The organism is Streptomyces caeni (genome assembly GCF_042678285.1).
Taxonomy (GTDB): Bacteria; Actinomycetota; Actinomycetes; order Streptomycetales; family Streptomycetaceae; genus Streptomyces; species Streptomyces caeni.
The window spans coordinates 18,080-31,473 of record NZ_JBHUDX010000050.1; the positions used below are offsets into that span (position 1 = coordinate 18,080).

Here is a 13,394-nt window from a genome sequence, read left to right on the forward strand (position 1 = left end):
TTCTTGTACGGCAGGTGCTCGCGGCCGGCGAGGGCACCGACAGCATGAAGAAGATCGCGGCGGCGGTCCAGGAGGGCGCGAACGCGTATCTGGCCCGGCAACTGCGCACGCTCGGCGTATTCGCGGTGATCGTGTTCTTCCTGCTCATGCTGCTGCCCGCGGACGACTGGAATCAGCGCGCCGGACGGTCGGTGTTCTTCCTGATCGGTGCGGCGTTCTCGGCGGCCACCGGATACATCGGCATGTGGCTCGCCGTACGAAGCAATGTGCGGGTTGCCGCGGCGGCACGCGAGGCGACCCCGGCGGAAGGCGAGCCGGAAAAGGATCTCACCGCCGTCTCGCACAAGGCCATGAAGATCGCGTTCCGCACGGGCGGTGTCGTCGGCATGTTCACAGTGGGGCTCGGTCTGCTGGGCGCCTCCTGTGTGGTGCTGGTGTACGCGGCGAACGCCCCGAAGGTCCTGGAGGGCTTCGGTCTCGGTGCGGCGCTGATCGCCATGTTCATGCGTGTCGGCGGCGGCATCTTCACCAAGGCCGCCGACGTCGGCGCCGACCTGGTCGGCAAGGTCGAGCAGGGCATTCCGGAGGACGACCCGCGCAATGCCGCGACCATCGCCGACAACGTGGGCGACAACGTCGGCGACTGCGCGGGCATGGCGGCCGACCTCTTCGAGTCGTACGCGGTGACGCTCGTCGCCGCGCTGATCCTCGGCAAGGCGGCGTTCGGCGATTCCGGACTGGCGTTCCCGCTGATCGTGCCCGCCATCGGGGTCGTGACCGCGATGATCGGCATCTTCGCCGTGGCCCCGCGCCGCGCCGACCGCAGCGGCATGTCCGCGATCAACCGCGGGTTCTTCATCTCCGCGCTGATCTCGCTGGCGCTGGTCGCCGTGGCGGTCTTCGCCTATCTGCCGTCGTCGTACGCCGACCTCAAGGGTGTCTCCGACGCGGCGATCCGGGCCAAGGACGGCGATCCACGGATCCTCGCGGTCGTCGCCGTGGCCATCGGCATCGTGCTCGCCGCCCTGATCCAGCAGCTGACCGGCTACTTCACCGAGACCACCCGCCGTCCGGTGCGGGACATCGGCAAGACCTCGCTGACCGGGCCGGCCACCGTGATCCTCGCCGGTATCTCCGTCGGTCTCGAATCGGCCGTCTACACCGCGCTGCTGATCGGGCTCGGCGTGTACGGGGCGTTCCTGCTCGGCGGTACGTCGATCATGCTCGCGCTGTTCGCGGTGGCGCTGGCCGGTACGGGCCTGCTCACCACGGTCGGTGTGATCGTCGCCATGGACACCTTCGGCCCCGTCTCCGACAACGCGCAGGGCATCGCCGAGATGTCCGGCGACGTCGTGGGCTCGGGTGCGCAGGTGCTCACCGATCTGGACGCCGTGGGCAACACCACGAAGGCGATCACCAAGGGCATCGCCATCGCCACGGCCGTCCTCGCGGCCTCGGCGCTCTTCGGCTCGTACCGCGACGCGATCACCACGGCCGCACAGGACGTGGGCGAGAAGGTCGGCGGCGGCGGACCGATGACGCTGGTCATGGACATCTCGCAGCCGAACAACCTGGTCGGCCTGATCGCGGGCGCGGCGGTCGTCTTCCTCTTCTCGGGGCTGGCGATCAACGCGGTCTCCAGGGCGGCGGGCGCGGTGGTCTACGAGGTGCGGCGGCAGTTCCGCGAGCGGCCCGGGATCATGGACTACACGGAGAAGCCCGAGTACGGCAGGGTCGTCGACATCTGTACCAAGGACGCCCTGAGAGAGCTGGCCACGCCCGGTCTGCTCGCCGTCATGGCGCCCATCTTCATCGGCTTCACACTCGGCGTGGGAGCGCTCGGCGCCTACCTCGCGGGCGCCATCGGGGCCGGCACGCTGATGGCGGTCTTCCTCGCCAACTCCGGAGGTGCCTGGGACAACGCCAAGAAGCTGGTCGAGGACGGTCACCACGGCGGCAAGGGCAGCGAGGCGCACGCCGCCACGGTGATCGGCGACACGGTCGGTGATCCCTTCAAGGACACCGCCGGCCCGGCGATCAACCCGCTGCTGAAGGTGATGAACCTGGTGTCGCTGCTCATCGCGCCCGCGGTGATCAAGTTCTCGTACGGCAGTGACAAGAGCCTCGGTGTGCGGATCCTGATCTCGCTGCTCGCGCTCGTCGTGATCGTGGGCGCCGTCTACGTCTCCAAGCGGCGCGGAATCGCCGTGGGTGACGAAGACAACGCCGAGAGGGTGGCCAAGCCGGCCGATCCGGCGGTGGTTTCGTAGCCGGTTCCACGGCACCCGCTCTTCCGGCCTGGTCAGGGGCCGGCAAACGGGCGGGCGTACGGCGATCGTCAAGACGCCGTGCGCCCGCCCTGTTGCGTTCACGCCCCCTTCGTGAGGCTTCTCTCGCACGGAGCAAACACTTACATAGTGGTCATAAACGACATTCGATATGGGGTCGCCGTCCGGTTGGCGTGTATGTTCCGGGGCCGAGAGAGCCATGGAAGGGACCAATCCGGTGAACAAGAAGCTCGCGGCCGCAGTGTCCGGCGGTGCGGTACTGGTACTGGCGCTGTCGGCGTGCACCAGCAACAGCAGCGCGACCGACGACAAGCTGGGATCCTGGGCCAAGCAGGTCTGCGACGCGGTGCAGCCGCAGGCCAGGAAGATCGCGGGTGCCAGCACCGCGATCCAGAAGCAGACCTCGGACAACAGCACCCCGGAGCAGGTCCAGAAGACCGACTCCCAGGCCTTCCAGGACATGTCCGACGCCTACAAGGCGATCGGCGCCGCCGTCGACACGGCGGGTGCCCCGGACGTCGACGGCGGCGCGACGAAGCAGAAGAATGCGGTCAAGGAGCTCGACGGCATCTCCGCGGCGTACGCGGACCTGAAGAAACAGGTGGACGGGCTCGACACCAAGGACCAAGGAAAGTTCGCCGACGGGCTCAAGGGGATCGCCACACAGCTGGACAAGCTCAGCCAGAGCGGAAGCGATGCGCTGAAGCAGCTGGAGGAGGGCGACGTCGGCAAGGCCATGGCGCAGCAGGAGAGCTGCAAGTCCGCGTCCGCGTCGGCTTCGGCCCCGGCGGCCTCCGGCTGAGCGGCGGACCCGGGCGCACCGGCTCGCGGGGCGGCTGCCCGCGGCGGTAAAACGTCCGGAGACGGGCCGCCCGGGGCCAGAATGGGCGACGTGAGTAACTCCGGCCTCGCCACCCTGCCCTCCACCGACCGCCCCGACGTCACCGCACGGCTGAGGGACGCCCTCCTCGCGGCCTCCTTCACCGCCGATGGGCTGCTCGAACTGCTCGGCGCGCCCGCGTACGCGGCACTCGCCCGGAGTGAGACCGTGCCCGCGCTCCGGGCGACACGCGGGGACACACCGCTGGAGGTGCTGGTACGGCTGTTCCTGCTGCAGCAACCCGTGCCGCACGCGCGCGTGGCGGGCGTCCTGCCCGCCGACGCATGCCTGGAGACCGGCTGGCTGGTCCCGGCCGGGAGCGACGAGGTGGCCGCGACCGTGGACGTCCGGCCGTACGGCGGACCCGACGGCGAGGACTGGTTCATCGTCTCCGACCTCGGCTGTGCGGTCGGCGGATCAGGAGGTGTGCGCGCCGGCGCTCGTCGCAGGGGCGGTGACGGGCCACGGCCGGGCGGCGTCGGCAGCCGCGAGGAGACGGTCGTCCTGGGCGTCGGCGGCGCCTCCACCACCCTCGCCGGCGTCACCGTACGGACCCCTGTCGGCGCCGCCCTCGATATCGGCACCGGATCCGGGATCCAGGCGCTGCACGCCGCACGGCACGCCACGCGCGTGACCGCGACCGACGTCAACCCCCGCGCCCTGCACATCGCCGCGCTCACGCTCGCGCTGTCCGGCGCCCCGGCCGCGGACCTCCGCCAGGGCTCCCTCTTCCAGCCGATCCGGGACGACGAGAGGTACGACCTGATCGTGTCGAACCCGCCCTTCGTGATCTCCCCCGGCGCCCGCCTCACCTACCGCGACGGCGGCATGGGCGGGGACGATCTGTGCCGCACGCTCGTTCAGCAGGCGGGGGCACGGCTGAACCCGGGCGGGTTCGCGCAGTTCCTCGCCAACTGGCAGCACGTGGAAGGGGAGGACTGGCAGGACCGGCTGCGCGCGTGGGTGCCGGGCGGCTGTGACGCCTGGATCGTGCAGCGCGGTGTCCAGGACGTCATGCAGTACGCCGAGTTGTGGCTGCGGGACTCGGGCGACCACCGAGGGGACACGGCCGAGTACCAGGCCCGGTACGACGCATGGCTCGACGAGTTCGAGGCGCGCAAGGTGCAGGGCGTCGGCTTCGGCTGGATCACGCTGCGCAGGACGGACGCCGCCGAGCCCTCGATCACCGTCGAGGAGTGGCCGCACCCGGTCGAGCAGCCACTCGGCGACACCGTGCTCGCCCACTTCGAGCGCCTCGCGTACCTGCGGGAGCACGACGACGCCGCCCTCCTCGCCGGGCACTTCAGGCTGGCCGCCGAAGTCGTCCAGGAGCAGGTCGGGCTGCCCGGCGCCGAGGACCCGGAGTATGTGGTGCTGCGTCAGAACCGCGGGATGCGCCGCGCCACGAGGGTGGACACCGTGGGCGCGGGCTTCGCCGGCGTCTGCGATGGCACGCTGAGCGCGGGGCGGATCCTCGACGCCATCGCGCAACTGGTCGGCGAGGACCCGGTGTTGCTGCGCGACCGGACGCCCGCGCAGATCCGGCTGCTGGTCGGGCAGGGCTTCCTCGAACCCGCGCCGTGACGGGGCGTCCGGCAGCGCTGCGGGCGTGGGCTCGCCGGCCGCCGACGCGGTCCCGCGGGTTCGCCGTATGACCCCGCGGGTGCCGCCGCATGATCCCGCGGGTGCGGTCGCGCGGTCCCGCAGGCGATGCGCGGTCCCGCAGGCGATGCGCGCTGCCCCGCCGAGGAGACGCCTGGCGATCACCTGCGAAGGGCACGTGCGAAGAACACGTGCGAAGGGTGCCGACGGCACACCGACGGACTGGGGATGGGTTCGAGACGATGTGCGGGCTTCGGCCCGACCCGGGCGAACGCGCCCCCGTTCCGGCCGCCCGGCGCCTGGGCCGGCCCGGGCGCACGCGACGCCGGGGAGGTTCGTCCGCCCGGCGTTCACCCCGGGTTCGCGCTCCGGTCTCCCGCGTGTGCCAGCCTCCCGTCTCCGGGCCGTCCGAGCGGTCCGGCGGTCCAGGCCGGGGAGGAGCAGGAGCATGGAGAGCGGACCGGCGATCTTCGCGGGTACGGTGTTCGCCCTGTTCGGTGGTGCCGTGCTGATGTGGACCGCGACGCGGCTGCACCGCCGCGAGCCGGTGGCCGAGGGTGTGAGCCGCGCCGCATCTGCCGCCGTCGCGAGCCTCGCCGCGGTGGCCGCGCTCGTACTCTCCGCATGGTGCTTCACACGCCTGTGACGTCATGGTTCGCGACCGCCCGGCGGTCGAGGCTCCGGTAACTGAGAGATCACCCTCCGGATAGGGCCCGAAGAGCAGGTGGCCACTCCGGGCGGCAGGAATACCGGTAGTCGGGTTACCGTTCGAGTGGCCGTTGCGGGCTTTTCCCGTTTGACACGGGGGCGGGCTGTACCGTCACACTCCGCAGCGTCACCATGACCCGCCCCCGGGAAGAAGACCTGGGGAGGCCCCAGAGCGTCGACCGGAGAGAAGAGCGAAGTTGTCCCCGACCAGCGAGACCGCACAGGGCGGCCGCCGACTCGTCATCGTCGAGTCGCCTGCCAAGGCGAAGACGATCAAGGGCTATCTCGGCCCCGGCTACACCGTCGAGGCGAGCGTCGGGCACATCCGCGACCTTCCGAGCGGCGCCGCGGAGGTCCCCGAGAAGTACACCGGCGAGGTCCGTCGCCTCGGCGTGGACGTCGAGCACGACTTCCAGCCGGTCTACGTCGTCAACGCCGACAAGAAGGCGCAGGTCAAGAAGCTCAAGGACCTGCTGCGGGACTCCGACGAGCTCTTCCTCGCCACCGATGAGGACCGCGAGGGCGAGGCCATCGCGTGGCACCTCCAGGAGGTGCTCAAGCCCAAGGTCCCGGTCAAGCGGATGGTCTTCCACGAGATCACCAAGGACGCGATCCAGCAGGCCGTGCGCAATCCGCGCGAGCTGAACCAGAGGCTGGTCGACGCCCAGGAGACCCGGCGCATCCTCGACCGCCTCTACGGCTACGAGGTCTCGCCGGTCCTGTGGAAGAAGGTCATGCCGCGGCTGTCGGCGGGCCGCGTCCAGTCCGTGGCCACCCGCCTGGTCGTGGAGCGGGAGCGGGAGCGCATGGCGTTCCGCTCCGCCGAGTACTGGGACCTCACCGGCACCTTCGGCACCGGCCGCGCCGGCGATCCGTCCGACCCGTCGTCCCTGGTGGCACGGCTTGCGACGGTCGACGGCAAGCGCGTCGCCCAGGGCCGTGACTTCGACTCGCTGGGCCGGCTGAAGAGCGCGAACACGCTCCACCTCGACGAGGCGGACGCCCGGGCACTGGCTGCAGCCCTGGAGAACACGCGGTTCGCGGTCCGTTCGGTCGAGTCCAAGCCGTACCGCCGCTCGCCGTACGCCCCGTTCCGTACGACGACGCTGCAGCAGGAGGCCAGCCGCAAGCTCGGCTTCGGCGCGAAGGCCACCATGCAGATCGCGCAGAAGCTGTACGAGAACGGCTTCATCACGTACATGCGTACGGACTCCACGACGCTCTCGGACACGGCGATCACCGCCGCCCGCGCCCAGGTCACGCAGCTGTACGGCGCCGACTACCTGCCGCAGCAGCCGCGCACGTACGCCGCCAAGGTCAAGAACGCGCAGGAGGCGCACGAGGCGATCCGGCCCTCGGGCGACCGTTTCCGCACCCCCGCCGAGACGGGGCTGACCGGCGACCAGTTCAGGCTCTACGAACTGATCTGGAAGCGGACCGTCGCCTCCCAGATGAAGGACGCGACCGGGAACTCGGTCACGGTCCGGATCGGTGGCACCGCCGCCGACGGCCGGGACGCCGAGTTCAGCGCGTCCGGCAAGACGATCACCTTCCACGGCTTCCTGAAGGCGTACGTCGAGGGCGCCGACGATCCGAACGCCGAGCTGGACGACCGCGAGCGCCGGCTGCCGCAGGTCACCGAGGGCGACGCGCTGACCGCCGAGGAGATCACCGCCGACGGCCACGCGACCAAGCCCCCTGCCCGCTACACCGAGGCGTCGCTGGTCAAGGAGCTGGAGGAGCGCGAGATCGGCCGCCCGTCGACGTACGCGTCGATCATCGGCACGATCCTCGACCGCGGATACGTGTTCAAGAAGGGCACGGCCCTGGTGCCGTCCTTCCTGTCCTTCGCCGTGGTCAACCTCCTGGAGAAGCACTTCGGGCGGCTGGTCGACTACGACTTCACCGCCAAGATGGAGGACGACCTCGACCGCATCGCCCGAGGCGAGGCACAGGCCGTGCCGTGGCTGAAGAGGTTCTACTTCGGCGAGGGCACGGGCAACGGCGGGGCGGCCGACGCCGGCAACGGCGACGGGGACCACCTCGGCGGCCTGAAGGACCTCGTGACCGACCTGGGCGCGATCGACGCGCGCGAAGTGTCCTCGTTCCCCGTCGGAGACGGCATCGTGCTGCGGGTCGGCCGCTACGGCCCGTACATCGAGCGCGGCGAGAAGGACTCCGAGCAGCACCAGCGCGCCGACATCCCGGCCGACCTGGCCCCGGACGAGCTGTCCGTCGAGCTGGCCGAGGAACTGCTCGCCAAGCCGAGCGGCGAGCGCCCGCTGGGCACCGATCCGGGAACCGGCCGCCCGATCGTCGCCAAGGACGGCCGCTACGGCCCGTACGTCACGGAGATCCTGCCCGAGGGCACCCCCAAGACGGGCAAGAACGCCGTCAAGCCGCGCACGGCCTCGCTGCTGAAGTCGATGTCCCTGGATACGGTGACCCTCGACGACGCCCTCAGGCTGATGTCCCTGCCCCGGGTCGTCGGCACGGACGCGGACGGCGTGGAGATCACCGCGCAGAACGGGCGCTACGGGCCGTACCTGAAGAAGGGCACGGACTCGCGGTCGCTGCAGTCGGAGGACCAGATCTTCACGATCACGCTGGAGGAGGCGCAGGCGATCTACGCGCAGCCCAAGCAGCGTGGCCGAGCCGCCGCCAAGCCGCCGCTGAAGGAACTGGGCGAGGACCCGGTCAGCGGGAAGCCGGTCGTCGTCAAGGACGGCCGCTTCGGCCCGTACGTCACCGACGGCGAGACCAACGCGACGCTGCGGTCCGGCGACAGCGTCGAGACGATCACTTCGGAGCGCGGCTTCGAACTGCTCGCGGAGAAGCGCGCCAAGGGGCCTGCCAAGAAGACGGCCAAGAAGGCTGCAGCGAAGAAGGCGCCGGCCAAGAAGACGGCGTCGACGGCGAAGAAGGCGGCCGCGAAGAAGACCACCGCGAAGAAGACCACCGCGAAGAAGGCGCCCGCCAAGAAGACCGCTGCCGCGAAGACGGCGGCGTCGAAGGCGTCGGTCGAGTCCTGAGCAGTCGGGGCTCCTGAGCGGTCGGGGCTCCTGGGCGGTCGGGACTCCTGAGGGTCCGGGCGGGGCGACCGGCGGCTGCGGTGGATGGCGGCTGGGTGGCTTGGAGCAGGACAGACGGCACCTGGGCCCTCGGACGCACGCCTCGACCGGTCTTCTCTTCCCGATGTGTGCGCGAAACGCACGCACCGGCATCAGTTTGGTGTCACGGCGTGCGCACGTTCGGTTGGTAGCCTCGGGCTGTCGGCGGCTCCCGATAGGCTGAACGCATGACGCGAGCCGAGCAGCCGACGGCGAACATCCCGGCCCCCGACGACGCCCTGGTCGCAGACTCCCGCGAGCGCGCGGTCCGCGCCCTGCTGCGCCGACCGCAACTGAAACGGCTGTGGAGTGCCCAGCTCATCGGCGGCGTCGGCGACGCCCTCGCCCTGCTCGTCCTGGTCGTGCTCGCCCTCCAGGCCGCCATCGCCGAGGGCTCCTTCGGCGGGGGCTACCGCGGTGTGGGCTTCGCGATCGCGACCGTCTTCGGCGCACGTGTCCTGGCGACCCTGCTCTTCGGGGCCGTCCTCCTCGGCCCGCTCAACGCGCTGACCTCCCAGGACGGGCCGCTCGACCGCCGCTGGACCATGGTCGGCGCCGACGCGCTGAGGGCCGCCCTGCTGATCGTCGCCCCCCTGTGGATCGACTGGACTCCGGCCGACGCGCTCGCGGCCCTGCTGGTGACCGCCTTCGTGACCGGCGTCGCCGAGCGCTTCTGGACGGTGTGCCGCGAGGGCGCGGCGCCCGCCCTGCTGCCCGCGCCGCCCCTGGAAGGCGCCACGGTGCGCCCGCTCCCGGACCACCTGGACGCACTGCGGCGGCTGTCGCTGCGTACGGGTTTCGCGGCGGTCCCGCTGGCCGCCGCCGGGCTGATCGCCGCCTCCCTCCTGAACAACCTGCTGGGCACGGGCATCGCCTGGTTCGCCCAGCACCAGGCGGCCCTCGCCTCGTACGTCGCGGCCGGGCTGTTCGCCGCCTCCCTCGCGGTGGTCACCTTCCTCGAACTGCCCGGCACCCGCACACCCCGCGCGCGGTCGCCGCTGGAGGGCCTGCGCCGGCCCAAGACGGGCGGGGCCGTCGACAAGGGCCGCACGGGAGCGATCCCTCTCCTGGTGCTCGCCTGCGCGGCCGTCGCCGGGGCGATCTCCGCCGCCGTGGCCGTCACGGCTCTGCACGCCAGGGACCTCGGCGGCGGCCCGGTGACGTACGGCCTGCTGGTCCTCGCGCTGACCGGCGGCACGGCCGTCGGCATCCGTACGGCGCCCGGCGTGCTCCCCTCGTTGTCGCGGCGCCGGCTGCTCGCGCTCGCGATCGCCTTCACCGGGATCGCGCTGCTCGCCTGCGGTCTCGATCCGGACGTCACCAGCGTGCTGCTGATCGGGGCGCTCGCCGGCGTCGGAGCGGGCATCGCCGCGAACACCGGGCACACGCTGCTCGACCAGGAGGCCGAGGACAACCGGCGGGCGCGGACGACCGACCACCTGCACGCGGTCGTCCGGGTCTTCGTCGTCCTCGGGGCGCTGGTGGCACCGGTCGTGGCCGGGGGGATCGGGCCGCACCGGCTGGAGAACGGCAAGTTCGTGTTCGCGCACGGGGGCGCCGCCTTCACGCTGATGCTGGTCGGCGCGCTGCTGCTGCCCGTGGCCGCGCTGGTCCTCGCCAAGGTGGACGACCGCTCCGGGGTGCCGCTGCGGCACGATTTGCGGGACGCGCTGCGTGGCGGTGACGACCCGGTGCAGGTGCCCGCGGCGAACGGCTTCTTCGTCGCCCTGGAGGGCGGCGACGGAGCCGGGAAGTCCACCCAGGCCGAGGCACTCGCCGAGTGGATCCGGGCCAAGGGCCACGAGGTCGTGCTGACCCGCGAGCCGGGCGCGACACCGGTCGGCAAGCGGCTGCGGTCGATCCTGCTGGACGTCTCCAGCGCCGGGCTGTCGCACCGCGCGGAGGCGCTGTTGTACGCGGCGGACCGCGCGGAGCACGTGGACACCGTGGTGCGGCCGGCGCTGGAGCGGGGCGCGGTGGTGATCTCGGACCGGTACATCGACTCGTCCGTGGCCTACCAGGGCGCGGGCCGCGACCTGTCCCCGACCGAGATCGCCCGGATCAACCGGTGGGCGACCAACGGTCTCGTGCCGCACCTGACGGTCCTGCTGGACGTCGCGCCGGAGACCGCGCGCGAGCGGTTCACGGAGGCGCCGGACCGGCTGGAGTCGGAGCCGGCCGAGTTCCACGCGCGCGTGCGCTCCGGTTTCCTCACACTGGCCGCCGCCGACGCCGGACGCTATCTGGTCGTCGACGCCGCCCAGGAGCCCGAAGCGGTCACGACCGTGATCCGCCACCGGCTCGACCAGATGCTGCCGCTCTCCGAGGCCGAGGTGAAGGCCCAGGAGGAGGCGCGCCGGAAGGCCGAGGAGGAGGCGCGGCGCAAGGCGGAGGAAGAGGCCGCGCGCAGGGCCGAGGAGGAGCGGCTGGAGCGCGAGCGCCAGGAGCAGCTCGCCAGGCTGCGTGCCGAGGAGGAGGAGCGCAAGCAGCGCGAGCTGGAGGAGGCACAGCGCCGCGAGGCCGAGCGGCAGGCGGAGGAGGCCCGGCAGCGGGCCGAGGAGGCCCGCCGTCGCGCCGAGGAGGAGCGGGTGCGGCTCCTCGCGGAGGAGCAGGCACGCGCGGCCGAGGAGGCACGCCGCAAGGCCGAGGAGGAGCGGCGGCGCAGGCAGGCCGAGGAGGAGGCCCGGCTGCGGGCCGAGGCCGAGGCGCGTCGCCTGGAGAAGCAGCGCAAGGCCGAGGAGGCACTGCTGCGGGCCGAGGAAGCACGCAGGGCCGCGGCCCAGGCGGCGGCGTCGGCCACCGTGCCGGCCTCGGGTACGGACGGCTCGGCGGGCACGGGCGCCACCGGTCTTGTGGGGGGCGGGTCCGGGAGCTCCGCCTCGTCCGGCTCCTCGCCGGACAACGAGACCACGGTCCCCACGCCGCTGGTGACGCCGTCGAATGCGACGGGCGGTCCGGTGGACGAGACGGCCGTGCTGCCGCCCGTGCGGGTGGGGGAGTCCGAGTCGGAGACCACGGCGAAGCTCCCCAGGCCGTCCGAGCGGCAGCCGACGGCCGACGAGACGGCCGTGCTGCCGCCAGTACGGGACGGCGGCGCCGGTGATCCGGCGGACCGGGTGCCGCCGGGCTTCTTCCGCGACGAGCGCCCGGCGCCGCGGCCCGACGGTGCCGAGGACCGCACGCGCGAGCTGCCCCGGATGGACCCGCAGGGCCGCCCGCGCAGCCGTCCCCGGCCGGACTGGGCCGAGGAGACCCCGTTGGACGACCTGCCGACCCTGGCCGACGAACTGCTCGGCCCGCGCGACGACGAGGACGACGGGTACTGGGACGAGGGCCGCGGGTCCGGTCGGCGGCGCTGAGACGGACGGCGCCGCCCGGTCGGCGGCGCGCCCGCTCCGCGGTGTCGGCGCCCTGGTGCAGCCGTGACTTCGGTGGGGCGCGGGCGCCCGGTTCCGTCGCCGGTGGTGACCCGTTGTCGGTGGTGACCCGCACAATGGACCGCGGAGGGGCGAAGCGCGACGAAAGGCGGTGTCCCGTGAGCGTGTGGGACGACCTGGTCGGTCAGGAGAGGGTGAGCGAGCAGCTCGGCGCGGCCGCGCGTGACGCCGATGCCTTGGTCACCGCGGCCGCCGCCGACGCACCGCCGCCCGAGACGTCGAAGATGACCCACGCCTGGCTGTTCACGGGTCCGCCCGGCGCGGGGCGGACACAGGCGGCACGGGCGTTCGCCGCCGCGCTCCAGTGCGTGAGCCCCGACCGCGCCCTCGGCGGCTCCCCGGGCTGCGGCTTCTGCGACGGCTGCCACACCGCGCTGGTCGGCACGCACGCGGACGTCACCACGGTGGCCGCCGTGGGCACACAGATCCTCGCCGAGGACATGCGCGACACCGTCCGCAAGTCGTTCACGTCGCCGGCGAACGGCCGCTGGCAGGTGATCATCGTCGAGGATGCCGAGCGGCTGAACGAGAAGTCGGCCAACGCGGTCCTCAAGGCCGTGGAGGAGCCCGCTCCCCGTACCGTCTGGCTGCTGTGCGCCCCCTCGCTGGAGGACGTCCTGCCGACGATCCGCTCCCGCTGCCGCCATCTGAACCTGAGCACGCCGTCCGTTGAGGCCGTCGCGGACATGCTCGTACGCCGCGACGGTATCGAGCCCGGGATCGCGGCCGCCGCCGCCCGCGCCACCCAGGGCCACATCGACCGCGCCCGCCGTCTCGCCACGGACGAGCGTGCCCGTGAGCGCCGGGCCGCCGTGCTGAAGCTTCCGCTCCGGATCGAGGACATCGGCGGCTGCCTCAGGGCCGCCCAGGAGCTGGTCGACGCGGCCACCGAGGACTCCAAGCAACTCGCGGAGGAGGTCGATGCCAAGGAGACCGAGGAGCTGAAGGCGGCACTCGGGGCGGCGCAGGGAGGGCGCATGCCGCGCGGCACCGCAGGCGTGATGAAGGAGCTGGAGGACAGGCAGAAGCGCCGCAGAACGCGTACCCAGCGCGACAGTCTCGACCAGGCCCTCACCGACCTGACGGGCTTCTACCGCGACGTGCTGGCGCTCCAGCTCGGCTCCCGTATCGCCCTGGCCAACACGGACGTGGAAGACGCCCTGGAGCGTCTGGCCCGCGGCAGCGCGCCGGAATCCACGCTGCGCCGCATCGAGGCGATCGCCGCGTGCCGCGAGGCCCTGGACCGCAATGTGGCACCGCTGCTGGCGGTGGAAGCCATGACGATGGCGCTGCGGACCGGCTGACCGGACGACGGCTGACCGGACGACGTTGGCGGGACGACCGGGTGACACGCCTGGCGGTGGACCGG

General features: G+C 72.2%; 7 protein-coding genes. All 7 read left to right on the top strand.

What is annotated here, in order from left to right; genetic code table 11:
* Positions 1-2,270: sodium-translocating pyrophosphatase (locus tag ACFSL4_RS18420; protein ID WP_381083906.1), on the top strand; the 2,270-nt coding region annotated here is incomplete at its 5' end.
* A 217-nt stretch (positions 2,271-2,487) separates the two neighbouring features.
* On the top strand, positions 2,488-3,090 hold the full coding sequence (locus tag ACFSL4_RS18425) for a small secreted protein (protein WP_381083908.1): 603 nt from the start codon (positions 2,488-2,490) through the stop codon (positions 3,088-3,090).
* Between the two features lie 90 nt (positions 3,091-3,180).
* On the top strand, positions 3,181-4,752 hold the full coding sequence (locus tag ACFSL4_RS18430; RefSeq protein ID WP_465269757.1) for a DUF7059 domain-containing protein: 1,572 nt from the start codon (positions 3,181-3,183) through the stop codon (positions 4,750-4,752).
* Between the two features lie 466 nt (positions 4,753-5,218).
* Entirely contained in the window at positions 5,219-5,416 is a 198-nt protein-coding gene (locus tag ACFSL4_RS18435) for a hypothetical protein (protein ID WP_381083912.1), read from the top strand.
* 259 nt (positions 5,417-5,675) lie between these two features.
* On the top strand, positions 5,676-8,510 hold the full coding sequence (topA, locus tag ACFSL4_RS18440; protein WP_381083914.1) for a type I DNA topoisomerase: 2,835 nt from the start codon (positions 5,676-5,678) through the stop codon (positions 8,508-8,510).
* Positions 8,511-8,776: 266 nt separating this feature from the next.
* The gene (gene tmk, locus ACFSL4_RS18445; RefSeq protein ID WP_381083916.1) at positions 8,777-11,947 is read left to right on the top strand and encodes a dTMP kinase; all 3,171 of its coding nucleotides are present in this window, start codon (positions 8,777-8,779) and stop codon (positions 11,945-11,947) included.
* A 176-nt stretch (positions 11,948-12,123) separates the two neighbouring features.
* The gene (locus ACFSL4_RS18450) at positions 12,124-13,329 is read left to right on the top strand and encodes a DNA polymerase III subunit delta' (protein WP_381083918.1); all 1,206 of its coding nucleotides are present in this window, start codon (positions 12,124-12,126) and stop codon (positions 13,327-13,329) included.
* The last annotated feature ends 65 nt before the right edge of the window (positions 13,330-13,394 follow it).